A 25,633-nucleotide genomic window follows, 5' to 3' on the forward strand; every position below is an offset into this window, starting at 1 on the left:
TGGGCACCCCCGCCACGATCCATTAGCATTGTCGCTCACATGCGTACACCAAGGAGGCCCACGGCATGTCGACCCTCAGGGGGATCGTCAGCCTGCTGCTGCTGACCCTCAACACCCTGATCTGGGCGGTGCCCCTGATCGCGCTCACCCTGCTCAAGCTGGTGACCCCGGGCCGTCCGCTGCGTCGCCGGGTGCTGCGCGGCCTCAACGCCGTGGCCCTGGGCTGGGTCGGCGTCAACCTGTGGTGGATCCGCCACTGGATCCGCCCCGACCTGCGCCTCGACCTGCCGGACGGCCTGAGCCGCGACGAATGGTGGCTGGTGCTGGCCAACCATCGCAGCTGGACCGATATCTTCGTGCTCTTCCTGGCCCTACACCGCCGCCTGCCGATGCCGCACTTCTTCGTCAAGCGACAGCTGATCTGGATTCCGGTGGTGGGGCTGGCCTTCTGGGCACTGGAATTCCCCATGCTGCGACGCATGACCCGCGAACAGCGCGAGCGCCACCCCCATCTGGCCCGGCGCGACCAGGAGGCCACCGAGCGCATGTGCCAGCATGCCCGCGAACGGCCGATCGCCATCTACAACTTCGTCGAGGGCACCCGCTTCACGCCCGCCAAACACGCCGCCCGGGAAAGCCCCTACCGCCACCTGCTGCCGCCGCGTGCCGGCGGCATCGCCCAGGTGCTGGGCCTGCTCGGCGACCGCCTGGGCGGCATCCTCGACGTGACGCTGCGCTACTCGCGCCCCGAGCCCAACTTCTGGGACTTCCTCTGCGGCCGCGAGGGTCCCATCCATCTCGGTGCCCGGCGCCTGACGGTGCCCGACTGGATGACCCGGGGCGACTATCACCAGGATTCGGATCACAAGGAACGCTTCCACTCATGGCTCAACGCCCTGTGGCAGGCCAAGGACGCCGGCCTCGACTCTCACTGATCGCGCTGCTGACGACGCTGGCCCTGCTGGCCGGCTGTGCGACGGCCCCCTCGGGCAGCCAGCGCCAGTCGCCGGCGGGCCAGTGGGTGACCATTCAGCGCGGCGACACCCTGGGCGACATCGCCCGGCGCGCCGAGGTGCCGCTGGTGCGCCTGCGGCGATTCAACCCCGGGGTGGCACCACGGGGCCTGGCCGTGGGCCAGCGCATCCTGGTGCCCAGCCAGGACGAGCGGGCGCCTTCCGGCGGACCCTATCGCTACCAGATTCGCCCCGGCGATACCTACAGCGCCATCGCCCGGCGCTTCGGCACCTCGCCGATGCGCATCGCCGCCGCCAATACCGGCGTCAGCCCCACCGACCTGAAGATCGGCCAACTGGTGTCCGTGCCGCTGGGCGGCACCACGAGGTCCTCGGGCAATGGCCGCACGCCCGCCCCGTCATCGGCTGCGCCGGCGCCACGACCGGCCCCCGATCCCGGCCCGATGCCGAGCGGCGCCGACGACTGGCCCTGGCCGCTGGACGATTACCGGGTCGCCCGGCACTTCGGCAAGGACGGGCGCGGCACCCTGCAGCCCATGCTCCTGGCCACCGACCAGGGGGCCCAAGCCAAGGCGGTCGCCGACGGCGAGGTGCGCTTCGCCGACAGCATGCGCCAGCTCGGCCGGGTGGTGATCGTCCATCATCCCGGCAACCTGCAGAGCGTCTATGCGCTGTGCGACACCCTGCTGGTGGACGGCGGGACCCGGGTCGACCGGGGCACCCCGCTGTGCACCGTGGGCCACCACGCCGCCACCGGGCGCTACGACCTGCTGTTCGACCTGCGCCACGGCGGCAAGCCCGTCGACCCGCGTACGGTACTGCGCTGAAGCGCTGTCATCGCCGCGTCACGACGGTGTCGTACGCCTGTCACCGTGGCTCGGCAACCTCGAGGCTGACGGGGCCATCCCGGCTTCCGACGGCACGAGGACGAACATGCGCATCTGCCTGGTCAGCGAAACCTGGACACCGGACATCAACGGCGTGGCCCATACCCTGGCGCGGCTCAGCGACCAGCTGCGACAGCGCGGCATCGCGCTGCAACTGATCCGCCCTCGCCCCGCCGACGGCTCGCACCGTGCCGAGGGGATGGCCGGCGAGCTCCAGGTCCAGGGATTTTCCGTGCCCGGCTATCGCGAGGTGCGGCTGGGGCTGCCGGCCGCGCGCCGCATCCGTCGACTGTGGCAGGCCGACCGCCCCGACGCGGTCTATGTGGCCACCGAGGGGCCGCTGGGCTGGTCCGCCCTGGCGGTCGCCGAGAAGCTGGGAATCCCGGTGGTCAGCGGCTGGCACACCAACTTCGACCACTACTGCCGCGACTATGGGGTAAGCTGGCTGCGGCCGCTGGTCACCCGGCGCCTGCGCCGCTTCCACAACCGCTGCGCCGCCACCCTGGTGCCGACCCGCGCCCAGGCCCGGGAGCTCACGTCGCAGGGCTTCGAGCGCGTCAAGGTGATGGCCCGCGGGATCGACGGCGAGCGCTTCTCTCCGGCGCACCGCGATCCCCGCCTCCGCGAGGCCTGGGGCGCCGATCCCCATCATCCGGTGGCCCTCTACGTCGGGCGGCTGGCCCCCGAGAAGAACCTCGACCTGCTGCGCGACACCTTCGCCGCCATGCTCGATGCGCGACCGGACATGAAGCTGGTGGTGGTCGGCGACGGCCCCGGCCGCGCCGCCCTGCAGCGTGCCCTGCCCCAGGCGCATTTCACCGGCTTCGTGTCCCCCGAGGCATTGATCCATCACTACGCCAGCGCCGACCTGTTCGTGTTCCCGTCGATCTCGGAGACCTGGGGCAACGTGCTGCTCGAGGCCATGGCCAGCGGGCTGGCCGCGGTCGCCTTCCGCCACGCCGCCGGCGCCGAGCTGATCGACGACGACGCCAACGGCGTGCGGCTGGCGGTCGGCGACGAGGCCGGCTTCCGCGAGGCCGCGGTGGCACTGTGCCAGCAGCCGGCCCGCTACGGGCGCCTGGGCCGCGCCGCCCGCCAGCGCGCCCTCGAATATCGCTGGCCGGCCATCGCCGACGACTTCCTCGCCGCCCTCACCCACGCCCGGGAGATGTCCGATGAAACCACGCGCCCCTGCCGTGTTTGAACGCCTCGACCTGCTCGAGTGGCAGCTCTGCCAGCGCCTGGCCGGGTTCAGTATCCATCGGCCCTGGCTGTGGCTGCTGCGTCTGGCCAGCAAGGCCGGCGACTGGCCGATCTGGGTGGCGCTGATCGCCGCCCAGCCCTGGCTGCACGGCCGCGACGGCTGGCGACTGCTGCTCCAGTACGCACTCACCGCCCTGGTGGCCATCGCCCTGTACCGGCTGGTCAAGACCCGGCTGTGCCGCGAGCGGCCCTTCATCACCTTCTCGACCATCGCCTGCCAGGAGCCGGCCCGGGACCGCTACAGCTTTCCCAGCGGCCACACCATGCACGCGGTGATGTTCTGCACCCTGGTGGCGGCCCACGCCCCCTGGCTGCTGGCGACGCTGATCCCGGTGGCCGCCCTGATCGCGGTCTCCCGTGTCGGGCTCGGGCTGCACTACATCAGCGACGTGGCCGCCGGCGCCGCGATCGGCTATGGCATGGCGCTGGCGAGCCTCGCCCTGGCGCAGTGAGGCGCTCACTGGCACCCTGGGAGGATGGACCTGTTCTCTCCCCCGGACGCTGCCGCGGGCGGCGAGCGCCTGCTGGATCACCCACCGCTGCTGCGCTTCCCCGGTCTGTTGGGCCCAGCCGCCGATGAGGCCCTGGCGCGCCTCGACGCCGAACTCGACTGGCAGCGCCCCGTGCTGCGCCTCTACGGCCGCGATCACCCGATTCCCCGCCGCCAGGTGTGGATGGGCGACGCCGCCTATCGCTACTCGGGCCGGGACTTCGCCCCGGCGCCCTGGCACCCGGTGGCCCTCGCCCTGCGCGACGCCGTGGTCGCGCGGCTGGCCGCCGCCGGCCATGAGGCCCGCTTCAACAGCGTGCTGCTCAACCGTTACGCCGACGGCGAGGAGCGCATGGGCTGGCACTGCGACGACGAGCCGGAGCTCGGCGAGGCGCCGCGGATCGCCGCCGTCAGCCTGCTGCTGATGGGGCCGGGCGTGCAGGACGAGCTCGAGCATGCCCTGCTGCCGCGCCGGGGACACGGGCTGCGGATCAGCCTGACGTTTCGCTGGGTGCAGCTTGGCGCTGGTGAGGGGTAACGATTCACCACTCACAAGCGCGAAGCGCGCTCACCCCTCACCGCAAGCACGAAGCGGCGCTCAACCCTCAGCCACGAAAAACGGCCGCCCCATGATGGGGCGGCCGCGACGTTAGCAGGCGCTCAGACGAGCGTAAGATAACGGTATAACGTCAGCCGCGGTAATACCCGGGGGCGACGAAGGGGGTCTTGCTGACCACCATCGGCAGCCGTTTGCCACGCACCTCGGCGTAGACCGTGGTATCGACCGCGGCGTGCTCGATGGTCACGTAGCCCATGGCCACCGGCTTGCCGACGCTGGGGCCGAAGCCTCCGGAGGTCACCACGCCGATGACATGGCCTTCGCCATCGACCAGTTCGGCGCCCTCACGTACCGGGGCGCGCCCCTCGCCCAGCAGGCCCACACGCTTGCGGCGATGGTCCTTCTCGGCCACCTGGTGCAGGATCAGGTCGGCGCCGGGGAAGCCACCCTGGCGCTCGCCGCCACGGCGACGCGGCTTGCCGATCGCCCAGATCAGGCCGCCCTCGACCGGCGTGGTGCCGGTGTCGATGTCATGGCCATAGAGGCACAGACCGGCCTCCAGACGCAGCGAGTCCCTCGCCCCCAGGCCGATCGCCTCGACCTCCTGCTCGGCCAGCAGGCGACGCGCCAGGGCCTCGCTCTGGTCGGCCGGCACCGAGATCTCGAAGCCGTCCTCGCCGGTGTAGCCGCTGCGGCTGATCCACACGGGAATACCATCGATCTCGAAGCGACCGTGCTGCATGAAGACCATCTCGCAGGCCGCCGGACACAGCCGGGCCATGACCTCGGCGGCCTGCGGCCCCTGCAGGGCCAGCAGCCCACGGTCGAGCACCTCGACCTCGTGGTCCGGCAGGCCGCGGCGCAGGTGGGCGATGTCCTGATCCTTGCAGGCCGCGTTCACGACCAGGTAGAGGTGGTCGCCGGCGTTGACGATCATCAGGTCGTCGAGGATGCCGCCCTCTTCCGAGGTGAACAGGCCGTAGCGCTGCATGCCCTCGCCCAGATCCACCAGGTCGGAGGGGACCAGGGTCTCCAGCGCCTCGGCCGGGCGCGGGCCGCGCAGCAGCACCTGCCCCATGTGCGAGACATCGAACAGGCCACAGGCCTGGCGGGTATGTTCGTGCTCCTTCTTGACCCCCAGCGCGTACTGGACCGGCATGCTGTAGCCGGCGAAGGGCACCATCTTGGCCCCCAGCTCGAGGTGCAGGTCATGGAGCGGAGTATGACGCGGTTCGTTCATCGGTGTCGTATCGCTCTTGCCATGAAATCGGGTGTGGGCGGCCGGCCCGAGGCCGGCCGCGGGGTCTTACTTGTTGAGGTCTTCGCCGGGCAGCACTTCCTTGCCCTCGAAGTAGTCACGCGTCAGCTTGAACACCACCGGCGACAGCAGCGCCAGGGCGATCAGGTTGGGGATCGCCATCATGGCGTTGAACACGCTGGCCAGCAGCCACACGAAGCCGAGCGGCAGCACCGAGCCGACGAAGATCGCCAGGATGTAGACCACCCGGTAGAACTTGATGGCCCCCACGCCGAACAGGTACTCGAAGCATTTCTCGCCGTAGAAGGCCCAGCCGAGGATGGTGGTGAAGGCGAACACTGCCAGGGCGAAGGACACCACGTACTGGCCGATGCCCGGCAACGCCTCGTTGAACGACAGGGTCGTCAGGGCCGCGCCGGTCTCGCCGGAGGTCCAGGCGGTGGTGAGGATCGCCAGCGCCGTGATCGAGCACACCACGATGGTGTCGATGAAGGTGCCGAGCATGGCGATCAGGCCCTGACGCACGGGGTTCTTGGTCTGCGCCGCGGCGTGGGCGATCGGCGCGCTGCCGAGGCCGGCCTCGTTGGAGAACACGCCGCGCGCCACGCCGAACTGGATGGCCTTGGCCACCGCCGCGCCGGCGAAGCCGCCCGCCGCCGAGATCGGCGTGAAGGCGTGGCCGAAGATCAGCCCCAGGGCATGGCCGACCTGGTCGATGTTGATGATCAACACCAGCAGGCCGCAGACGATGTAGGCCACCGCCATGATCGGCACCAGCTTGCCCGCCACCTTGGCGATCCGCTTGATGCCACCGAGGATGACCGCGCCGGCCAGCAGCATGATCACCAGGCCGGTGATCCAGTGCGGCAGGCCGAGGGACTCGCCCAGGCCGTCGGCCACGGAGTTGGACTGCACGGTGTTGCCGATGCCGAAGGCGGCCACGGCGCCGAACAGGGCGAAGGTGCCCCCCATCCAGCCCCACTTCTTGCCGAGGCCGTTACGGATGTAATACATCGGACCACCCACGTGTTCACCGGCCTCGTCGACCTGGCGATAGCGCACGGCGAGCACGGCCTCCGCGAACTTGGTGGCCATGCCGACCAGGGCGGTGATCCACATCCAGAACACCGCCCCCGGGCCGCCGAGGAAGATGGCGGTGGCCACGCCGGCGATGTTACCGGTGCCGATGGTAGCGGACAGCGAGGTCATCAGGGCATTGAAGGGCGACACCTCGCCCTCGCCTTCCTCGCCCTTGGCAGTGGTGCGCCCCTGCCACAGCAGCTTGAAGCCCATGCCCAGCTTGCGAATGGGCATCACCTTCAGCCCGACCTGCAGATAGAGGCCGACCCCCAGCAACAGCAGCAGCATCAGCGGGCCCCACACGACCCCCTCGATGGCCGACAGGATATTGGTCAAGGTTTCCACGTCTTGTCTCCCTAAAGCTTATTGTTATGCACCAACGTGCATGCCTCATGGGCGGGCGATACCACCGATGATACGAACCCGCGTACCATAGCGGATCCTTCCGTTGGCGCTCCAGTCTCCTATAGGAAATTCTGGCCATTGCGCCTTGTTGCAGTACGAAGCATAGACGATCGGCCACTCGGAGCCGGGCTCGCCGGCGGCGCGATCGCGCTCGAGGCCGACAAGCGTGAAACTTGTTTCCTATAGGAAACACAGGCTACTCTAGCGATGCGCTCGCCGAGGGGCAAGCCCGGCCGGCGCCGATACGCCGGCGCGACACGGCCGGCACGCTTCGGCCGGGCCGACGCCGGCTCGCCGCGGTAAACGGGCAGGACCGCCGGAGGCCGCCTACGCTGGGAGGGGACGCCGCGGCGTCCCACGGCGATCTCGATCCGTCAGGGCTCGCCAAACGGTGCCGGGAGCGTTACGATGCCCCCGCAATCAGAAAACCTTTTTCGTATAGGAAAAACGTCATGAGTGCTATCCCCGCCAACCTGCGCTACGCCGAAAGCCATGAATGGATCCTGGACAACGGCGACGGCACGGTGACCATCGGCATCACCGACCATGCCCAGCAGTCCCTGGGCGACGTGGTCTTCGTCGAGCTGCCCGAGGTGGGCGCCGCTCTGGCGAAGGGCGACGAGTTTGGCGTGGTCGAATCGGTCAAGGCAGCCTCCGACCTCTACGCCCCGCTCGCCGGCGAGGTAGTGGCGGTCAACGAGGAGCTGGAAGATGCCCCCGAGACCCTCAACGAGTCGCCCTACGAGCAGGGCTGGATCCTCAAGCTGCGCCTCGAGGACGCCGCCGCCCTGGACCAGCTGCTGGACGCCGACGCCTACCAGGCCGTGGCCGACGCCGACGATTGAGCATAGCCCCGGGCCCGCCGATGCCGGGCCCATCCTTCCCGTCCCACCGGTGACGACTACGCAATAGGGTATTCCATGGCTTTCGACACTCGCCGCTTGGCCGAACTGGCCAACCATGACGCCTTCCTCCGCCGCCACAACGGCCCCCAGGCCTCCGATGTGGCCAGCATGCTGGACACCCTGGGCATGGACAGCCTGGACAGCCTGCTGGAACGCACGGTGCCCGCCGGCATCCGCCTGGGTCGCGAACTGGACCTGGACCCGCCGCGCAGCGAGGCCGAGGCCCTGGACTACCTCTATCGCCTGGCCCGCCAGAATCGCGTCGCCAAGAGCTACATCGGCCAGGGCTACCACGACACCCACCTGCCGGCGGTCATCCAGCGCAACGTGCTGGAGAATCCGGGCTGGTACACCGCCTACACGCCCTACCAGCCGGAGATCTCCCAGGGTCGCCTCGAGGGCCTGCTGAACTTCCAGCAGATGATCATGGACCTCACCGGCATGAGCCTGGCCAACGCCTCCCTGCTCGACGAGGCCACCGCCGCCGCCGAGGCCATGGCGCTGTGCCGGCGCGCCAACAAGAAGGCCAAGACCAACGCCTTCTTCGTCGCCGACGACGTCTTCCCGCAGACCCTGGACGTGGTGCGCACCCGCGCCCACTACTTCGACTTCGAGCTGGTCATTGCCCCGGCCGCCGAGGTCGCCGACCATGACGTCTTCGGCGCCCTGCTGCAGTACCCGGGCGACGGCGGCCGCGTCCACGACCTGGCACCGCTGCTGTCGGGCGCCAGGGACAAGGGCATCATGACCTGCGTGGCCGCCGACATCATGTCGCTGGTGCTGCTCAAGGAGCCCGGTGCCCTGGGCGCCGACATGGTGGTCGGCTCCGCCCAGCGCTTCGGCGTGCCGATGGGCTTCGGCGGCCCCCACGCCGCCTTCTTCGCCACCACCGACAAGCTCAAGCGCTCGATCCCGGGTCGCATCATCGGCGTGTCCCAGGACAAGCGCGGCGAGACCGCGCTGCGCATGGCCATGCAGACCCGCGAGCAGCACATCCGCCGCGAGAAGGCCACCTCCAACATCTGTACCGCCCAGGCGCTGCTGGCCAACATCGCCGGCTTCTACGCCGTCTACCACGGCGCCGAGGGCCTGCGTACCATCGCCGGACGCATCCACCGGCTGACCACCATCCTCGCCGAGGGCCTGACCCGCCGCGGCGTCAGCCTGGTCCACGACAGCTGGTTCGACACCCTGCGCCTGACCGGCGTCGACGCGCGCAAGATCCACGGCCGGGCCATGGCCCACGACGTCAACCTGCGCTACTTCGAGGGCGGCGACATCGGCGTCAGCCTCGACGAGACCACCACCGCCCATGACCTGGACCTGCTGTTCGACGTTCTGCTCGACGAGGAGCACGGCCAGTCGGTGGCGGCGCTGGACGCCGAGCTCGTCGAGGCGGGCAAGAGCGGCATCCCCGCGGCCAGCCAGCGCGAGTCGGCATTCCTGACCCATCCGACCTTCCGCCGCTACCACAGCGAGACGGAGATGCTGCGCTATCTCAAGCGGCTGGAGAACAAGGACCTGTCGCTGGCCCATGCCATGATCCCGCTGGGCTCGTGCACCATGAAGCTCAACGCCACCAGCGAGATGATCCCCATCACCTGGCCGGAGCTGGCGCGCATCCACCCGTTCGCGCCCAAGGACCAGGTGGCCGGCTACCGCCAGATCATCGACGAGCTGGCCGACTTCCTGGTCGAGATCACCGGCTACGACCATATCTCCATGCAGCCCAACTCCGGCGCCCAGGGCGAGTACGCCGGCCTGGTCGCCATCCGCCGCTACCAGCAGGCCGAGGGCCAGGGACACCGTGACGTCTGCCTGATCCCGAGCTCCGCCCACGGTACCAACCCGGCCTCGGCGGCCATGGCCCACATGAAGGTCGTGGTGGTCGAGTGCGACGCGGACGGCAACATCGATCTCGACGACCTCACCGCCAAGGCCGAGCAACACGCCGATGACCTCTCGGCGATCATGCTCACCTACCCGTCGACCCACGGGGTCTTCGAGGAAGGCGTGCGCGAGGCCTGCGACATCGTCCACCGCCACGGCGGCCAGGTGTACATCGATGGCGCCAACATGAACGCCCAGGTCGGTCTGGCACGGCCCGGCGACTTCGGCGGTGACGTCAGCCACCTCAACCTGCACAAGACGTTCTGCATTCCGCATGGCGGGGGCGGCCCGGGCATGGGACCGATCGGCGTCAAGGCACACCTGGCGCCCTACGTCTCCAACCATGTGGTATGCCCGCTGGACGGCGTCGAGCCGGACGCCGGCGCGGTCTCGGCGGCGCCCTTCGGCAGCGCCTCGATCCTGCCGATCTCCTGGGCCTACATCAAGATGATGGGCGCCCGCGGCCTGCGCGAGGCCACCGAGCTCGCCATCCTCGGCGCCAACTACATCGCCAAGCGCCTGGAGGCACACTACCCGGTGCTCTACAAGGGCCAGAACGGCACCGTGGCCCACGAGTGCATCATCGACATCCGCCCGCTCAAGGCCGACTCCGGCATCAGCGAGGAAGACATCGCCAAGCGCCTGATGGACTACGGCTTCCATGCGCCGACCATGTCCTTCCCGGTGCCCGGCACCCTGATGATCGAACCCACCGAGTCCGAGTCTCTCTATGAACTGGACCGTTTCTGCGACGCCATGATCGCGATCCGCGACGAGGTGGCCAGGGTCGAGGCCGGCGAGTGGCCCGCCGACGACAATCCGCTGGTCAACGCGCCGCACACCATGGCCGACCTGATGGACGCCGACTGGGAACGCCCCTACTCGCGCGAGCTCGGGGCCTTCCCCTCCGAGGCGGTCAAGGCGGCCAAGTACTGGCCGGCGGTGAACCGGGTCGACAACGTGCTGGGCGACCGTCAGCTGATCTGCTCCTGCCCGAGCATCGACGCCTATCGCGAGTGATCCCGAACGGATCGCGCCACGCGAAGCGCCCCGCCATTCGGCGGGGCGCTGTCGTGTCGAGAGCCGTCATGCCAGGCGACGGCATGTTGGAGGGAGCATCGGGCCGACCTACCTCGCGCCCGTGCGGGCGGCTCGGCGTCAGCCCAGCGACTCGCCGGCCCCCTCGCCCGGTAGCGCGTCCAGGTCGGCCAGGCCGGGTTCGCCGTGGCCGTAGCGCTCGTGGCGACGGTGCTCGCGAAAGGCCTCGAGCAGCCGCGTATAGCGCCGGGGCATGCGCATTCCCCGGCGACTGACCAGATAGAGCGTCTCCTGCACCGGGTTCGGCAGCGGCAGCTCCTTGACCTGGCGCTGCCAGGGCGAGGTCTCGAGCACCAGCCGGGAGACCACGGTGAAGCCGAGGCCGCGGGCCACGGCATCGAGCACCATGCTTACCTCGTTGGTGAAACCCTGGCGGGGGAAGTGGCTCATCGAACGGAATTCGCCGGGAAAGTTCTGGCGCAGCATCACCCCGGCGCGGTTGACGCCGTCGGAGTAGCTGATGAACCCCAGCGCCATCAGGTCGGCAAGCCCGGTGCCGGTGAAGTCCGCCGGCACCACCAGACACAGCGGTTCCTGGTGCCAGGCTTCGCAGTCGACCTCGGGATGACGCACCGCCTCGGTGACGATGCCCAGGTCGTGACGCCCGGCCACCACGTCGGTGACGATCTCGTGGTTGAAGGCGAAGCTGTAGCTGACCGTCAGCCCGGTGTGCATCTGCTGCTGGCCGAGGATGAAGGGATAGAACATCAGCCCCACGCTGCCCGGCGAGGCGATGCGGCACTCGCCGCTGTCCAGGCTCTCGTCGTCCAGGGAGTGGCGGAACTGCTCGTGCTCGGCGAACAGCTTGAGGGCATAGTCGTAGGCCCGCCGCCCCGCCTCGGTGAGCACGAAGCGTCGGCCCTGGCGGTCGAGCAGCGACTTGCCCAGGTAACGCTCCAGCTTGCGGACGTGCTGGCTGACGCCAGGCTGGGTCATCTCCAGGCGCTGTGCCGTCCGGGTGAAGCTGCCGGTCTCGACGAGGGTGATGAAGGTACGGAAATACTGGGCGTTGAACATGGCGGTTCGCATCTTGGCCAGGGGACCGGGCGCCACCATTCTACCAGCTCGCCACGGGCGCCGCAGCGCTGCGCGGGCGCCGGACGCGTGGTAGCATCGGGTGTGGCGGCACGTCGCCGCCCCACCCTTCTTCAGTGACACGGACGCGCTGCATGGCCGATACCATTTCCAGCATCATCTCCCCGGAAGGCAGCCTCGAGATCCTCTCCCAGCACGAGGTGAACCGGCTGCACGACACCTCACGCAGCGGGCTCCACGACCTGCTGCGCAGCTGCGCCCTGGCGGTGCTCAACTCCGGCAACCCGACCGACGACGGCCTGGCGCTGATGGAGACCTATCCCGATTTCGACATCGAGGTCATCCAGCAGGATCGCGGGGTCCGCCTCAAGCTCAGCAATGCCCCGGCCGAGGCCTTCGTCGACGGCAAGATGATCCGAGGCATTCGCGAGCACCTGTCCTCGGTGCTGCGCGACATCGTCTATGTCTATAACGAGATCCAGACCCACGACCGTTTCGACCTGAGCACCGGCGAGGGCACCACCAACGCCGTGTTCCATATCCTGCGCAAGGCCGGCACCCTGAAGCCGAGCCGCGACCCCAGCATGGTGGTGTGCTGGGGCGGCCACTCGATCTCTCGCGAGGAGTACGACTACACCAAGCACGTGGGCTATCACCTGGGCCTGCGCGAGCTGGACATCTGCACCGGCTGCGGGCCGGGGGCGATGAAGGGGCCGATGAAGGGCGCCAACGTGGCCCACGCCAAGCAGCGGCGCTTCGAGGGCCGCTACCTGGGCGTCTCCGAACCGGGCATCATCGCCGCCGAGGCCCCCAACCCGATCGTCAACGAGCTGGTGGTGATGCCCGACATCGAGAAGCGCCTCGAGGCCTTCGTGCGTCTCGGCCACGGCATCATCGTGTTCCCCGGCGGCGTGGGCACCGCCGAGGAGATCCTCTACCTGCTCGGCATCCTGCTGCACCCGGACAACGCCGACATGGAGCTTCCGGTGATTTTCACCGGCCCGGCCGATTCCGCCGACTACTTCCGCCGCATCGACGAGTTCCTGGTCTACACCCTGGGCGAGTCGGTGCGCCGGCTGTACGAGATCATCATCGACGACCCGGTGGAAGTGGCCCGTACCATGCGCAAGGGCATCGACGGCGTCACCGAGTATCGCCGCGCCCGCCAGGACGCCTTCTACTACAACTGGCGGCTCACCGTGGCACGCGACTTCCAGGCGCCCTTCGAGCCCACCCACGACTCCATGGCCGGCCTGGCCCTGCACCGCCACCAGCCGGTGCATGAGCTTGCCGCCAACCTGCGCCGGGCCTTCTCGGGCATCGTCGCCGGCAACGTCAAGGAGCGCGGCATCCGCCTGATCGAGGCCCATGGCCCCTTCCGGCTCAACGCCGAACCCGAGCTGATGGCACGCCTCGACGCGCTGCTGAACTCCTTCGTCGCCCAGGGCCGCATGAAGCTCGCCGGCGAGTACGAGCCCTGCTATACGCTGGGCTGATAAAAGAAGAGGCAAGAAGGAAGAAAGTAGAGGGAAGGAAAGAGAGGAGAAGGGAGAAGCATAGAGTGTGAAGCGACCCTGCACGCCATGCTCATCAACGCTACGATCTCGCTTCTCACCTCTTCCTTCTTATCCCTTTCCCTCTCCGCCTGCCACCGGCTTCCACCATAGCCCCACCGCATGCAGCAGCAGGCCGAGGGTGGTGCCGTGGGAGGCGAGCAGCGCCCAGCCTCCCCAACCGCTGACGGCCAGCTGCCAGGCCGCCATGGCCGCCAGCCCCACCACCAGGCACGTCACCAGCCGGCGCAGCAGCGCCGGTAGACGCGCCCTGGCCTCGGCGGCCAGCAGCCGCCACTGGGCCAGCGCCACGGCCAGCACCGCGACGATCGCGCACGCCAGCAGGGTCAGCCGTGTCTGATGGCCGCCGGCCAGATAGCGCGGCAGCGTCGCTGCCATCATCACCGCCAACCCGACCAGCAGGCTGAGCCGCTCCGGGCTCGGGGTCGCGCCCATCAGGCCACCTTCAGCTGCTGGGTGGCGATCCACTCCTCGACCCAGGGCACCGCCGCATCGTCGGCCATGAAGGTCTCCATGGCGTCGATCTCGAGGCGCTCGCCCAGGCGGGTGGCGCCCTGGCCCTGCAACTGCTCGTCGAGGGCACGGCCGGCGCCGCAGAAGGAATCGACGTAGGAGCTGTCGCCCATGGCGATCAGCCCATAGCGCAGCTCGGTGAGCCCGGGGCTCTGCGCCTCCAGGTCGCGCACGAAGGGCACCAGGTTGCCGGGGATGTCGCCGCTACCGGTGGTGGAAACGCAGAACAGCGCCAGGTCGGTGGGCGTGTCGACCAGATCGGCCAGGGTCGGCTGGTCGAGGATCTCGACCCGGTAGCCGGCCGCCTCGAAGAGCGGCTGGACCTGTTCGGCGACGTCCAGCGCGCCGCCGTACATGGTACCAACGAAGATCTTGAGCATGGGCATGTCTAGGATTTGCTTGAGAAATTCACTCGGATATTAACACGGGCGCCGGCATCGCCGCACCCTCGCCCCCGCCACCGGGCCGACGCGTGTACAATGTGGGATTATTTTCCACTGACGCCGGGAGCCCCCATGACACAGACCCTCGAAGCCTGGGTCACGCCGCTGATGATCGGTGGCCTGATGCTGTTCATGTGCTTCATCATCTGGGACCTGGCCAAGCAGTCCCGAGCCGGGCGCTTCGGCACCCTGATGCTGTTCGTGGTGCTCGGCGCCGGCATGCTCGGCTATGTGTTCAAGGTGGTGATCACCTGGTGGCTTGAGCGCGGGGCGATCTAGCCACCACCAACGACGACGCCACCCCGGAGGGTGGCGTCGTCGTCTCGTGGCGCGGCGGCGTCAGCCGCCGTCGGGGTAGTAGTCTTCGACCTGGGTCTTGAGCTTCTGCCCGGGCCGGAAGGTCACCACCCGCCGGGCGGAGATCGGGATCTCCTCCCCCGTCTTGGGGTTGCGGCCCGGCCGTTCGCGCTTGTCGCGCAGGTCGAAGTTACCGAAGCCCGACAGCTTGACCTGCTCGTTCTCGCGCAGGCAGGCGCGGATCTCCTCGAAGAAGGCTTCCACCATGGACTTGGCCTCGCGCTTGGAGAGGCCGAGTTCGGCGTGCAGGTGTTCGGCCAGCTCGGCCTTGGTCAACGCCCCCATGTCGCATCCCTCTCGCTGCTGGTCGAGCCCCGGTTCCTTCATGCGCGGAGTTCGGCGCCCAGATGCAGCCGCGACTCCTCGACGATGGCATCGACCAAGTGGTTGATTTCCTCGTCATTTAGCGTGCGCGAAGGATGCTGCCAGGTCAAGCCCAGGGCGACACTCTTGCGCCCCTCGGCCACGCCCTTGCCCTGATAGACGTCGAACAGCCGCGCCTCCACCAGCCACTCGCCGGCCTGGTCATGGACGGTATCGAGCAGCGCCTGAACCGGGCTCTCGGCATCGACCAGGAAGGCCAGGTCGCGGCGCACCTCGGGATAGCGAGAGAGCGGCGCGAAGGCCGGCACCCGGCCCTGGGTCAGGGCCTCGAGGCGCACCTCGAACAGCACGGCGTCGACCTTGAGGCCCAGTTCGGCACGCACCGCCGGATGCAGGGTGCCGATCCAGCCGGCTTCCTCGCCGCGGTGCAGGATCCGTGCGCACTGGCCGGGATGCAGGGCCGGATGCTCGGCGGGCTCGAAGCGCCAGGCGTCGGGCTCGCCGCCCATCGCCAGCAGGCTCTCCAGGTCGCCCTTGAGGTCGAAGAAGTCGACGCCCTGCTTGCCGCCGTGCCAGCCCTCCGGGTCGCGGCTGCCGCACGCCAGGGCGCCGAGCATCGGCACTTGATGCAGGCCGTCCAGCTCGCCTCGGAACACCAGCCCGGTCTCGAACAGCCGCACCCGGCTCTGCTGGCGGTTGAGGTTGTGCTGGAGCGCGCGCACCAATCCCGGGAACAGGCTCGCCCGCATCACCGACAGGTCGCTGGAGATGGGGTTGGCCAGCGCCGGCGACACCGCCTCGGGCAGCAGCGTCGACTGCAGTTCCGGGGCCACGAAGCTGTAGGTCACGGCCTCGAAGTAGCCCCGCGAGACCATCTGGTGGCGCAGTCGCGCCAGCGGCGTGTGCGCCTCCTGGTCGGGCTCGAGCGCCATGCGCGCCTGGGGACGGCGCACCGGCAGGCGATTGTAGCCGTGGATGCGCGCCACCTCCTCGACCAGGTCCTCCTCGATGGCCAGGTCAAAGCGCCAGCTGGGTATCCGGGCCTGCCAGCCCTCCGCCACGGCGTCCACGGCCAGGCCGAGGCGCTCGAGGATCTCGCCCACCTCGTCGTCCGGCAGCGCCTTGTCCAGCGCCCGGCCGAGGCGCTCGCGGCGCAGCACCACCCGGCGCTCGCCGGGCAGGCGATCGGCGTCGGCGACCTCCACCAGCGGGCCGGGCTCGCCGCCGACGATCTCCAGCAGCAGTGCCGTGGCGCGTTCGGCGGCCTCGCGGGCCAGCGCCGGGTCCACGCCACGCTCGAAGCGGTGCGAGGCGTCGGTATGCAGGCCGTAGGAGCGAGCCTGACCGGCCACCGCCAGCGGCGAGAAGTACGCGGCCTCGAGGAAGATGTCGCGGGTCTCGGCGCCGACGCCGGACTGCTCGCCGCCCATCACCCCGGCAATGGCCAGGGGACCGCGCTCATCGGCGATCACCAGGGTGCCGTCGGACAGGGTGATCTCCTGGCCGTCGAGCAGTACCAGGCGCTCGCCTTCACGGGCCTGGCGCACCACCACCGCCTGGTGGAGGTTGGCGCGATCGAAGGCATGCAGCGGCTGGCCGAGCTCGAGCATCACGTAGTTGGTGACGTCGACCACCGGGTCGATGGCACGGACGCCGCCGCGACGCAGTCGCTCGACCATCCACAGCGGGGTCTCGGCGCGCACGTCGACGCCCTTGATCACCCGCCCCAGGTAGCGCGGACAGCCCTCGGCGTCCTCTACGCGCACCGGGAAGGTCTCGTCGTGGGTCGCCGCCACCGGGGCGATGGCCGGCCCCTCGACCGGCAGGCGGTTGAGCACGCCCACCTCGCGAGCCATGCCCTTGACGCTCAGGCAGTCGCCGCGGTTGGGCGTCAGATCGACCTCGATGGTGCGATCGTCGAGACCCAGGTACTCGCGGACGCCCTCGCCCACCGGCGCATCGGCCGGCAGCACCAGGATACCGGGCGAGGCCTCTTCCTCGAGACCGAGCTCGGAGGAGGCACAGATCATGCCGCGGGACTCGACGCCGCGCAGCTTGGCCCGCTTGATCTTGAAGTCGCCGGGCAGCACCGCGCCGACCCGGGCGAAGGGTACCTTCTGGCCCTCGGCCACGTTGGGCGCGCCGCACACCACCTGGACGCGCTCGCCGCTGCCGTCCTCGACCTGACAGACGTTGAGCTTGTCGGCATCAGGATGCGGCGCCTTGGCGACGACCTCGGCCACCACCACGTCGGTGAACTCGGCCGCCACCGGCTCGATGGCATCGACCTCGAGGCCGGCCATGGTGATCTGGTCGGCCAGGGCCTGGGTCGCCAACGCCGGGGAGACCCATTCACGCAGCCACTGTTCGGAAAATTTCATGTCGAATCCTATCGCTGTGTTCTTGAGACGTTCAGGCGAACTGCTTGAGAAAGCGCAGGTCGTTGTCGAAGAACAGCCGCAGGTCGTTGACCCCGTAGCGCAGCATGGCCAGTCGCTCGGCGCCCATGCCGAAGGCGAATCCGGTGTAGCGCTCGCTGTCGATGCCGGCATGGCGGAACACTTCCGGGTGCACCATGCCGCAGCCCATCACCTCGAGCCAGCCGCTGTGCGAGCAGACCCGGCAGCCCGAGCCGCTGCACATCACGCACTCGATATCGACCTCGGCCGACGGCTCGGTGAACGGAAAATAGGACGGCCGGAACCGCACCGAGAGGTCGTCGCGCTCGAAGAAGGCGTGCAGGAAGTCCTGGATGGTGCCCTTGAGGTCGGAGAAGCGCACGTCCTCGTCGACCAGCAGCCCTTCCACCTGGTGGAACATGGGCGTGTGGGTCAGGTCCGAGTCGCTGCGATAGACGCGGCCCGGGCAGACGATGCGGATCGGCGGCTCCTCGGCCTTCATGGTGCGCACCTGGACCGGCGAGGTATGGGTGCGCAGCAGCCGGGTGGCATCGAAGTAGAAAGTATCGGCCATGCCCCGCGCCGGATGGTGGGCGGGAATGTTGAGGGCCTCGAAGTTGTGGTAGTCGTCCTCGATCTCCGGGCCCACCGCCACGTCATAGCCGATGCGGGTGAACAGGCCCTCGATGCGCTCCAGGGTCCGGGTCACCGGGTGCAGGCCGCCGCTGGGCTGGCCGCGGCCGGGCAGGGTCACGTCGAGGCGCTCGGCGGCCAGTCGCGCTTCCAGGGCGGCCTTCTCCAGCGCCTGGCGCCGCGCGTCGATGTCCTGGGCCAGCGCCTGCTTGGCCTGGTTGATGCGCTCGCCGGCCGCCGGGCGCTCCTCGGCGGGCAGCTTGCCGAGGCCCTTGAGCAGCGCGGTGATCTCGCCCTTCTTGCCGAGGTAGCGCACCCTCAGCTCGTCCAGGGCGGCCATGCTCTCGGCGGCCTGGACGGCGTCGCGGGCCTCGGCGACCAGAGTGGGAAGGTGGTCCATCCGTTGTGCTCCGATGTCTTGATCAGGGGGTCGCATGCGAAAAAAACAGGGGAAGAGCGGCTGCTCTTCCCCTGTCAGGATCCGCGGCACGGCGCGCCCTTGGGGCGGCGCGCCGTGCCGTTGACGAGATCACTTACTGGGCAGCCTTGGCCTTCTCGACGATGGCGGCAAAGGCGGCCTTCTCGTGGACGGCCAGATCGGCCAGCACCTTGCGGTCGATCTCGATGCCGGCCTTCTTCAGGCCGCCGACGAAGCGGCTGTAGGACAGGCCGTGCTGACGGGCACCGGCGTTGATACGCTGGATCCACAGGGCGCGGAACTGGCGCTTGCGCTGGCGACGGTCACGATAGGCGTACTGACCGGCCTTGATGACGGCCTGCTTGGCCACGCGGAAGACGCGTGAACGGGCACCGTAGTAACCCTTGGCCTGCTTGAGGATCTTCTTGTGACGACGACGGGCGACGACACCACGCTTGACGCGAGTCATGGCTTACTCCTGACGGTTAAAGGTTGGCTACCAAGGGTTACAGGTTCGGCAGCATGCGCTGCACGAGCTGCTTGTCGGCGTCGTGGATCTGCTTCATACCGCGCAGCTGACGCTTCCGCTTGGTGGACTTCTTGGTCAGGATGTGGCTCCGGAACGACTGCTTGTGCTTGAAGCCGTTGGCCGTCTTCTTGAAGCGCTTGGCAGCGCCGCTGTTGCTCTTGATCTTCGGCATGAGATGAACTCCGCTCGAGGTTGTTGAGAAAATCCGGGGCCGATGGCCGGCGAGTCGCCGGCCACCCGTTTAACGGGCCGTCGGATCACTTCTTCTGGTCTTACTTCTTCTTCGGGGCAATGATCATGATCATCTGCCGCCCTTCCATCTTGGGGAAGGACTCCACGGAACCGATCTCCTCGAGATCGGCGGCGATACGCTCCATCAGCTTACGACCGATGTCCTGATGAGCCATCTCGCGACCGCGGAAGCGCAGCGTGACCTTGCCCTTGTCGCCACCTTCGAGGAAACGCGTCAGGTTCTTCATCTTGACCTGATAGTCGCCCTCGTCGGTGCCAGGCCGGAATTTGACTTCCTTGACCTGGATCTGCTTCTGCTTCTTCTTCTGAGCCGCCTTCTGTTTTTTCTGCTCGAAGACGAACTTGCCGTAATCCATGATCTTGCAGACGATCGGATCGGCATTGGAAATCTGGACGAGATCCATACCGGCGGCTTCGGCGCGCTCCAGCGCATCGCTGGTGGGCACGATACCCAGCTGCTCGCCGTCGTTGTCGATCAGGCGGACCTGATCCTCGGTAATGCGCTCGTTCATCGGGGGCCGCTTGTCCTGCGGACGCCCTCTAGGGTTGCTTCGCTTGATGGTTCCGTCTCCACTTTCGCTTAGGGAAGATGTCGTTACAGCCGCTCGGCCCGCACCCTGTCGATGAAGGCATCCACCGGCAGCGTGCCGAGATCCTCGCCGGTGCGTGTTCGCACGGCCACCGAGTCGGCCTCGACTTCCTTATCTCCCACCACCAGGAGATAGGGGACCTTCTGCAACGTATGCTCGCGGATTTTAAAGCCGATCTTCTCGTTCCTCAAGTCCGCCTTGACGCGAAGGCCGATTTTCTGCAGGCGACGCTCGAGTTCCAGCACATAATCGCGCTGCGAATCGGTGATGTTGAGGATCACCGCCTGCTGCGGGGCCAACCATAGCGGCATCGCCCCGGCATGGTGCTCGATGAGGATGCCCAGGAAGCGCTCGAAGGAGCCGAGGATGGCACGGTGCAGCATCACCGGGGTCTTGCGCTCGCCGTCCTCGTCGACGAACTGGGCGCCCAGCCGACCCGGCAGGTTGAAGTCGAGCTGCAGGGTGCCGCACTGCCAGACGCGGTTGAGGCAGTCGCGCAGCGAGAACTCGATCTTGGGGCCATAGAAGGCGCCCTCTCCCGGCTGCAGCTCCCACTCCAGCCCGGTGCTGTTCAACGCCGCCTCGAGGCCGGCCTCGGCGCGATCCCACAGCGCCGCCTCGCCCATGAAGTCGTCGGGGCGGGTGGACAGCTTGAGCTCGACGTCCTCGAAGCCGAGGTCCTGGTAGACCTGCAGGGTCAGGGCGATGAAGGCCTCGGCCTCGGCCTGGATCTGGCCCTCGGTGCAGAAGATATGGGCGTCGTCCTGGGTGAAGCCGCGCACCCGCATCAGGCCATGCAGCGAACCGGAGGGCTCGTTGCGGTGGCAGCTGCCGAACTCGGCCAGGCGCAGCGGCAGGTCGCGGTAGCTCTTCAGCCCCTGGTTGAACACCTGCACGTGGCAGGGGCAGTTCATCGGCTTGACCGCGTATTCGCGCTTCTCCGACTCGGTGGTGAACATCAGGTCGCTGTAGTGCCCCCAGTGGCCGGAGGCCTTCCACAGCGAGAGATCCACTACCTGGGGCGTCTTGATCTCCTGATAGCCATGTTCGATCTGCACCCGGCGCATGTACTGCTCCAGCGCCTGGTACATGGTCCAGCCGTTGGGGTGCCAGAACACCATGCCCGGGGCCTCTTCCTGCAGGTGGAAGAGGTCCATTTTCTTGGCCAGCTTGCGGTGGTCGCGCTTCTCGGCCTCCTCGAGGCGCTTGAGATAGGCCTTGAGCTGCTTCTTGTCGCCCCAGGCGGTGCCGTAGATGCGGGTCAGCATCGGGCGCTCGGCGTCGCCCCGCCAGTAGGCGCCGGCGAGCTTGGTAAGCTTGAAGGCCTTGAGGTGCCGGGTATTGGGCACGTGAGGGCCCCGGCACATGTCGGTGTATTCCTCGTGATGATAGAGACGAATGGTCTCGCCTTCGGGAATCTCGCGAACGATCTCCTGCTTATAGGGCTCGTCGCGATGCAGGAAGGTCAGCATCGCCTTGTCGCGGTCGACGTACTCGCGCACCACGTCGTAGCCGGTGTCGATCAGCGCCTTCATGCGCTGCTCGATGGCCTCGAGGTCCTCGGGGGTCGCCGCCCGGCCGAAATCGATGTCGTAGTAGAAGCCGTCGTCGATCACCGGGCCGATGGCCATCTTGGCGTCGGGGTACAGCTGCTTCACCGCATGGCCGATCAGGTGGGCGCAGGAGTGGCGAATGATCTCCAGGCCGGCCTCGTCGCGAGCGGTGATGATGGCCACCTCGGCGTCGCGCTCGATGACGTCCGCGGCGTCCACCAGCTCGCCGTCGATGCGGCCGGCCACGCAGGCCTTGGCCAGGCCGGCGCCGATGCTCTCGGCCACCTGCATCACGGTGAGCGGTTCGTCGAAGGTTCTCTGGCTGCCGTCCGGCAGGGTCACGATGGGCATGATGAAGAGTTTCCTTGTGCGCAGTGGTGATCCATACCAGGGATCACATGCCGCCAGAAAAGAATGGTCGTCGGAGGCGCTTGCAAAAAGCGCCGTCTAGCCTAGCAGACGGCGCCACCGCGAGGCCATGCCGCCACAACGAAAAGAGGCGCCCGAAGGCGCCTCTTTCACTCTCGAGCCGCCCCGACGGGTCGGGGCGGGGGCTCAGTCGGAGATTACTCCCACTCGCCCAGCTCGACGCGGCGGTTTTCAGCGCGGCCGGCGTCAGTCTCGTTGGTGGCCACCGGCTGAGCCTCGCCGTAGCCGATGGTGCGCATGCGGTTGCGATCGACGCCCTGGGTCGCCAGGTAATCGGCCACGGAGTCCGCACGACGCTGGGACAGGTCCTCGTTGTAGGCATCGCTGCCCACGGCGTCGGTGTGGCCCTCGATGCGCACGCGGACGTTCTCGTTGGCGCGCAGCTTCTCGGCGACGCCGGCGAGGATCTGCTCGGCACCCATGGTCAGGGTCGCGGAGTCGAACTCGAAGTTCACGTCACGCAGCACCAGGTCCTCGACGCAGCCCAGGGCGTTGACCTCGGCACCGGCCGGGGTGCCCGGGCACTGGTCCTGGTAGTCCGGCACGCCGTCGCCGTCGGAATCGAGCGGGCAGCCCACGGCATCGACGGCGACGCCGGCCGGGGTACCCGGGCACTGGTCGTTGGCGTCGATGACGCCGTCGCCATCAGTATCCTGAGGCGCGGGCTTGGCGGGCGTCTTGTTCGGCTCGGCGCACAGCAGGGCGCCGATGGTGGCACCACCGGTCGCCCCGATGGCAGCCCCCTGGTCCTCGTCGGACTCGCTGCTGGTGGCGTAGCCGATGCCGCCGCCGATCAGGCCGCCTGCAAGGCCGCAGACCGCCGGATGCTGATACCAGGCACGATCGGAGGAAGCGCTATCCCCCATGCCCGAAGATTGAGAGGCCGAGCTGGCGCAGCCTGAGAGGCCGACGACCAGAGCGGAACCGAGCAACAAGCCAGTCGTAGATTTTTTCATGTAAGACTCCTTCTTCACACAAACTCTGGCATGGGCAACTTGGAGAAGCCATCCAGGGGCCCGATGGTATGCCAACGGTAGCGAACAGCGTTCGCCTACACCGATCAAGAAAGCACGAAAATGCGAATTAAGCCAGCCACTACCGCAAGATGGCGCCGTCTCCCTTCGCATATGAGCCATCTGCGGTGCGATGACAAGCTTGCCCAAGCCAGGCGCAGGATGCAAACGCTGCGTTGTCAGCATTTGCCTACAAAAGCGCCGGCTCAGTGCAGCGACTGCGGCCAGTCGCGCCGGAAGCGCAGGACTTCACCGGCGGCCGCGAGCACCGCCTCGCGCATTTCGTCCTCCACCGTCAGCCGCTCGCGATCCTCCCGGAAACGCTCCTTCGGGCTCAGTGCCTGCCGGGCCGCATGGGTGTGCAGGTGCCGCGTACGTCGGTGAACCTCGCCGAAAGCCAGGAACTCCGGGCGCTCGACCAGGGCCGGATCGAGGATCTCGAGCAGCGTCTTGCAGCGCCAGGAGCCTTCCGTGATATCGACCTGCTCCTGCCTCAGCGCCGACGCCACCAGCTCCAGGTTCTCGAGACAGTTGTCGTGGGCACGCCGCAGCTCCTCCTCGCGGAACGTCTGGCGCCGGCGCACCTCGCGCCACAGGGTCAGGGCATAGGCGCCGAGGCCCGCGACGCAGGCCAGGGCGACGGCGAGCAGGATCAAGGCGGTAGTCAGGGACATGAAGGCTCCCGAAGCATCGTGGGACAAGGAGCGCCATTCTATACCCTGCCTCCTGCGACCCCAATCCCCATCCCAGGCCGACCCGGCCGGATCGGAGCGGGAATCGGGCGGCCACCGGGCCGCGGCTCAGCCCGCCCCGACCATGGCGTAGTGATCCAGCAGCAGCACCCCGAACACCCCCAGCAGATAGCGAATCGAGAACCAGAAGGCCGCCAGCGGGGCCTCGGGGTCCCGGCCCCGCCACACTCGCCAGTTCCAGACCATGAACCGCGCATTGAGGACCATCACCCCGACCAGGTACACCGCGCCGCTCATGCCGATGGCAAACGGCAGCAGGGTCACCGCGACCGTCAGCCAACCGTAGAGCCACACCTGCAGGCGCGTGAAGGAGGCCCCGTGGGTGACCGGCAGCATCGGCACTCCGGCTCGGGCGTATTCCTCGCGCTTGTGAAGGGCCAGGGCCCAGAAGTGCGGCGGCGTCCAGGCGAAGACGATCAGCATCAGCAACAGCGGCTCCGGACCGAGCTCGCCGGTGACGGCCGTCCAGCCGAGCAGCGGCGGCGCCGCCCCGGCCACCCCGCCGATGACGATGTTCTGGGGCGTTGCCCGCTTGAGCAAGGCGGTGTAGACCAGCGCATAGCCGATCAACGAGCCCAGGGTCAGCCAGGCGGTCAGGGCATTGACCCGCCACAGCAGCAGCATGATCCCCATGGCCGACAGCAGCGTCGCCCAGCCGAGCGCCAGCGACGTCGGCAGTCGTCGGCTGGCCAGCGGACGACCGGCGGTCCGCCTCATCAGCGCATCCAGCCGCCGGTCCACCACCTGGTTGAAGGCCGCCGCGCCGCCCGCCGCGAGCGCGATGCCGAGCAGGCCGAACACCACCGCCCCCGGCGGCGGCACGGGGCGCGCGAGCAGCATCCCCACCAGGCTGCACACCAGCATCACCGCCACCACTCGGGGCTTGCACAGGGTCAACAGGTCCCGCCAGCGCGACGACGCGCCGGCAGTGGCGTGCCACATCGCGCCGTCAGACATGCAGCCACCCCTGTCGAGTGACGCCGGCGACCCGTGGCCGGGCCACCGGAGCCCAGCGCCAGTGCCATACCGCCAGCGCGAGACTGGCCACCAGCAGGGCGGCCCCGGCGGTGTGCAGCAACGCCAGCCACAGCGGCAGCCACAGCAGCACGTTGGCCACGCCGAGGGCCGCCTGGGCCAGGCCGGTGCCGATCGCCAGCGCCAGCCAGGGCCGCATCGCCCGCTCACGGCCGTGGCGCCAGCCCAGGGCCAGCAGGCAGGTCAACAGCAGCGCGCCGCCCAGGCGGTGTCCCACCTGGATGGCGCTGCGCGCCTCGGCATGCAACTGGCCATGCAGATAGTTGGGGCCTACCGCCTGGGTCAGGTGAAACCCTTCGCCCCAATCGAGGGACGCGACCCACTGACCGTTGCAGGAGGGAAATCCCTGGCAGGCGATCCCGGCGTAGTTGCTGGAGGTCCAGCCGCCCAGCGCCAGTTGCAGCGCCAGCGCCAGGATGGTCAGCCGCCACAGTGGGGTCAGACGACGCGGCCGCCGGATCCCGCCTGCCCCCGACGCCAGGCGCCGCAGGCGAAGATGCAGCCACAGGAACAGCCCCATCACCGACAGCCCGCCCAGCAGGTGCAGGGTGACCACCTGCGGCCACAGCTTGAAGGTCACCGTGAAGGCGCCGAAGGCGCCCTGCAGCATCAGCGCCGCCAGCAGGCCGACGGTCAGGCGCCAGGGATAGTCGACGCCCCGACGTCGCAGGCGCGCCCCCCAGGCCATCAGCACCAGCACCATGGCGATCAGCGCCGCCGCCAGGTAGCGATGCACCATTTCTATCCACGCCTTGGTGGCCTCCAGGGGAGCCTCGGGGCTATGCGACAGCGCCCGGTCGGCGTCCGGCACCAGCGGCGCGCCGTAGCAGCCGGGCCAGTCGGGGCAGCCCAGCCCGGCATCCATCAGCCTCGTCGCGGCCCCGGCCAGCACCACCAGGGCACAGAACAGCGTCCCGGCCAGGCTCAGCCACAGCACGGGGCGCAGGCGTGGACGATCGTCGATATCGCGCATCC

General features: G+C 68.5%; 25 protein-coding genes. 9 read left to right on the forward strand and 16 right to left on the reverse strand.

Annotated elements, in window-relative coordinates; translation table 11 throughout:
• Positions 1 to 65: 65 nt before the first annotated feature.
• From ACXAFN_RS17125 to ACXAFN_RS17145, 5 genes are all read left to right on the forward strand, one after another.
• Positions 66 to 935: an acetyltransferase gene (locus ACXAFN_RS17125; protein WP_474990694.1), complete on the forward strand. Its 870-nt coding sequence runs from the start codon at positions 66 to 68 to the stop codon at positions 933 to 935.
• A complete protein-coding gene (locus tag ACXAFN_RS17130; RefSeq protein ID WP_474990696.1) occupies positions 884 to 1,801 on the forward strand; it encodes a LysM peptidoglycan-binding domain-containing protein in 918 nt (305 codons plus the stop codon). The genes ACXAFN_RS17125 and ACXAFN_RS17130 overlap by 52 nt, the downstream gene beginning before the upstream one ends.
• A 106-nt stretch (positions 1,802 to 1,907) precedes the next feature.
• Positions 1,908 to 3,065 (forward strand): glycosyltransferase family 4 protein, encoded by a 1,158-nt coding sequence (locus ACXAFN_RS17135; protein WP_474990698.1) that lies wholly within the window; start codon positions 1,908 to 1,910, stop codon positions 3,063 to 3,065.
• On the forward strand, positions 3,037 to 3,576 hold the full coding sequence (locus ACXAFN_RS17140; RefSeq protein WP_474990700.1) for a phosphatase PAP2 family protein: 540 nt from the start codon (positions 3,037 to 3,039) through the stop codon (positions 3,574 to 3,576). The genes ACXAFN_RS17135 and ACXAFN_RS17140 overlap by 29 nt, the downstream gene beginning before the upstream one ends.
• Before the next feature lie 24 nt (positions 3,577 to 3,600).
• A complete protein-coding gene (locus ACXAFN_RS17145; RefSeq protein WP_474990702.1) occupies positions 3,601 to 4,152 on the forward strand; it encodes an alpha-ketoglutarate-dependent dioxygenase AlkB family protein in 552 nt (183 codons plus the stop codon).
• 151 nt (positions 4,153 to 4,303) lie between these two features.
• Here ACXAFN_RS17145 and gcvT read toward each other — a convergent pair whose 3' ends face one another.
• Both gcvT and ACXAFN_RS17155 read right to left on the reverse strand, forming a co-directional pair.
• Positions 4,304 to 5,413, reverse strand: a complete 1,110-nt coding sequence (gene gcvT / locus ACXAFN_RS17150; RefSeq protein ID WP_474990704.1) for a glycine cleavage system aminomethyltransferase GcvT — start codon at positions 5,411 to 5,413, stop codon at positions 4,304 to 4,306.
• Between the two features lie 66 nt (positions 5,414 to 5,479).
• Positions 5,480 to 6,856, reverse strand: a complete 1,377-nt coding sequence (locus tag ACXAFN_RS17155; protein WP_474990706.1) for an alanine/glycine:cation symporter family protein — start codon at positions 6,854 to 6,856, stop codon at positions 5,480 to 5,482.
• 512 nt (positions 6,857 to 7,368) lie between these two features.
• Between ACXAFN_RS17155 and gcvH the strand changes: the two genes are divergently transcribed.
• Both gcvH and gcvP read left to right on the forward strand, forming a co-directional pair.
• Positions 7,369 to 7,761, forward strand: a complete 393-nt coding sequence (gene gcvH / locus ACXAFN_RS17160) for a glycine cleavage system protein GcvH (protein ID WP_474990708.1) — start codon at positions 7,369 to 7,371, stop codon at positions 7,759 to 7,761.
• A 75-nt stretch (positions 7,762 to 7,836) separates the two neighbouring features.
• Positions 7,837 to 10,731, forward strand: a complete 2,895-nt coding sequence (gene gcvP / locus ACXAFN_RS17165; protein ID WP_474990710.1) for an aminomethyl-transferring glycine dehydrogenase — start codon at positions 7,837 to 7,839, stop codon at positions 10,729 to 10,731.
• Between the two features lie 138 nt (positions 10,732 to 10,869).
• Here gcvP and ACXAFN_RS17170 read toward each other — a convergent pair whose 3' ends face one another.
• Positions 10,870 to 11,826: a LysR family transcriptional regulator gene (locus tag ACXAFN_RS17170; RefSeq protein WP_474990712.1), complete on the reverse strand. Its 957-nt coding sequence runs from the start codon at positions 11,824 to 11,826 to the stop codon at positions 10,870 to 10,872.
• A gap of 152 nt (positions 11,827 to 11,978) precedes the next feature.
• Between ACXAFN_RS17170 and ppnN the strand changes: the two genes are divergently transcribed.
• Positions 11,979 to 13,340, forward strand: a complete 1,362-nt coding sequence (gene ppnN, locus ACXAFN_RS17175; protein ID WP_474990714.1) for a nucleotide 5'-monophosphate nucleosidase PpnN — start codon at positions 11,979 to 11,981, stop codon at positions 13,338 to 13,340.
• A 129-nt stretch (positions 13,341 to 13,469) separates the two neighbouring features.
• Here ppnN and ACXAFN_RS17180 read toward each other — a convergent pair whose 3' ends face one another.
• Both ACXAFN_RS17180 and ACXAFN_RS17185 read right to left on the reverse strand, forming a co-directional pair.
• Positions 13,470 to 13,853, reverse strand: coding sequence for a hypothetical protein (locus ACXAFN_RS17180; protein ID WP_474990716.1), 384 nt, complete (start codon positions 13,851 to 13,853; stop codon positions 13,470 to 13,472).
• Positions 13,853 to 14,317, reverse strand: coding sequence for a flavodoxin domain-containing protein (locus ACXAFN_RS17185; protein ID WP_474990718.1), 465 nt, complete (start codon positions 14,315 to 14,317; stop codon positions 13,853 to 13,855). The genes ACXAFN_RS17180 and ACXAFN_RS17185 overlap by 1 nt, the downstream gene beginning before the upstream one ends.
• A 129-nt stretch (positions 14,318 to 14,446) precedes the next feature.
• Here ACXAFN_RS17185 and ACXAFN_RS17190 point away from each other — a divergent pair, with 129 nt between their 5' ends.
• Complete coding sequence (locus tag ACXAFN_RS17190) at positions 14,447 to 14,653, forward strand: DUF2788 domain-containing protein (protein WP_474990720.1); 207 nt, start codon at positions 14,447 to 14,449, stop codon at positions 14,651 to 14,653.
• 60 nt (positions 14,654 to 14,713) lie between these two features.
• On the opposite strand, the gene ihfA is transcribed toward ACXAFN_RS17190, so the two are convergent.
• From ihfA to ACXAFN_RS17245, 11 genes are all read right to left on the reverse strand, one after another.
• Positions 14,714 to 15,016 (reverse strand): integration host factor subunit alpha, encoded by a 303-nt coding sequence (gene ihfA, locus ACXAFN_RS17195; protein ID WP_474991059.1) that lies wholly within the window; start codon positions 15,014 to 15,016, stop codon positions 14,714 to 14,716.
• A gap of 38 nt (positions 15,017 to 15,054) precedes the next feature.
• Positions 15,055 to 17,436 (reverse strand): phenylalanine--tRNA ligase subunit beta, encoded by a 2,382-nt coding sequence (gene pheT, locus ACXAFN_RS17200; RefSeq protein WP_474990722.1) that lies wholly within the window; start codon positions 17,434 to 17,436, stop codon positions 15,055 to 15,057.
• Positions 17,437 to 17,467: 31 nt separating this feature from the next.
• Positions 17,468 to 18,487, reverse strand: coding sequence for a phenylalanine--tRNA ligase subunit alpha (gene pheS / locus ACXAFN_RS17205; protein ID WP_474990724.1), 1,020 nt, complete (start codon positions 18,485 to 18,487; stop codon positions 17,468 to 17,470).
• A gap of 133 nt (positions 18,488 to 18,620) precedes the next feature.
• The gene (gene rplT / locus ACXAFN_RS17210) at positions 18,621 to 18,974 is read right to left on the reverse strand and encodes a 50S ribosomal protein L20 (protein WP_021817421.1); all 354 of its coding nucleotides are present in this window, start codon (positions 18,972 to 18,974) and stop codon (positions 18,621 to 18,623) included.
• A 37-nt stretch (positions 18,975 to 19,011) separates the two neighbouring features.
• Positions 19,012 to 19,206 carry a 50S ribosomal protein L35 gene (rpmI, locus tag ACXAFN_RS17215; protein WP_016854829.1) on the reverse strand — a complete coding sequence of 65 codons (195 nt, stop codon included), beginning with the start codon at positions 19,204 to 19,206 and terminating at the stop codon, positions 19,012 to 19,014.
• Between the two features lie 100 nt (positions 19,207 to 19,306).
• Positions 19,307 to 19,846: a translation initiation factor IF-3 gene (gene infC / locus ACXAFN_RS17220; RefSeq protein WP_474991061.1), complete on the reverse strand. Its 540-nt coding sequence runs from the start codon at positions 19,844 to 19,846 to the stop codon at positions 19,307 to 19,309.
• 35 nt (positions 19,847 to 19,881) lie between these two features.
• Positions 19,882 to 21,780, reverse strand: a complete 1,899-nt coding sequence (gene thrS, locus ACXAFN_RS17225) for a threonine--tRNA ligase (RefSeq protein WP_474990726.1) — start codon at positions 21,778 to 21,780, stop codon at positions 19,882 to 19,884.
• 215 nt (positions 21,781 to 21,995) lie between these two features.
• Positions 21,996 to 22,814, reverse strand: a complete 819-nt coding sequence (locus tag ACXAFN_RS17230) for an OmpA family protein (RefSeq protein WP_474990728.1) — start codon at positions 22,812 to 22,814, stop codon at positions 21,996 to 21,998.
• Between the two features lie 263 nt (positions 22,815 to 23,077).
• Complete coding sequence (locus tag ACXAFN_RS17235; RefSeq protein ID WP_474990729.1) at positions 23,078 to 23,545, reverse strand: DUF2489 domain-containing protein; 468 nt, start codon at positions 23,543 to 23,545, stop codon at positions 23,078 to 23,080.
• A gap of 126 nt (positions 23,546 to 23,671) precedes the next feature.
• The gene (locus tag ACXAFN_RS17240; protein ID WP_474990731.1) at positions 23,672 to 24,580 is read right to left on the reverse strand and encodes a heme o synthase; all 909 of its coding nucleotides are present in this window, start codon (positions 24,578 to 24,580) and stop codon (positions 23,672 to 23,674) included.
• Positions 24,573 to 25,631, reverse strand: coding sequence for a COX15/CtaA family protein (locus ACXAFN_RS17245; protein WP_474990733.1), 1,059 nt, complete (start codon positions 25,629 to 25,631; stop codon positions 24,573 to 24,575). The genes ACXAFN_RS17240 and ACXAFN_RS17245 overlap by 8 nt, the downstream gene beginning before the upstream one ends.
• Positions 25,632 to 25,633 lie beyond the last annotated feature (2 nt).

It is taken from the genome of Halomonas sp. ABH4_019 (genome assembly GCF_056159885.1).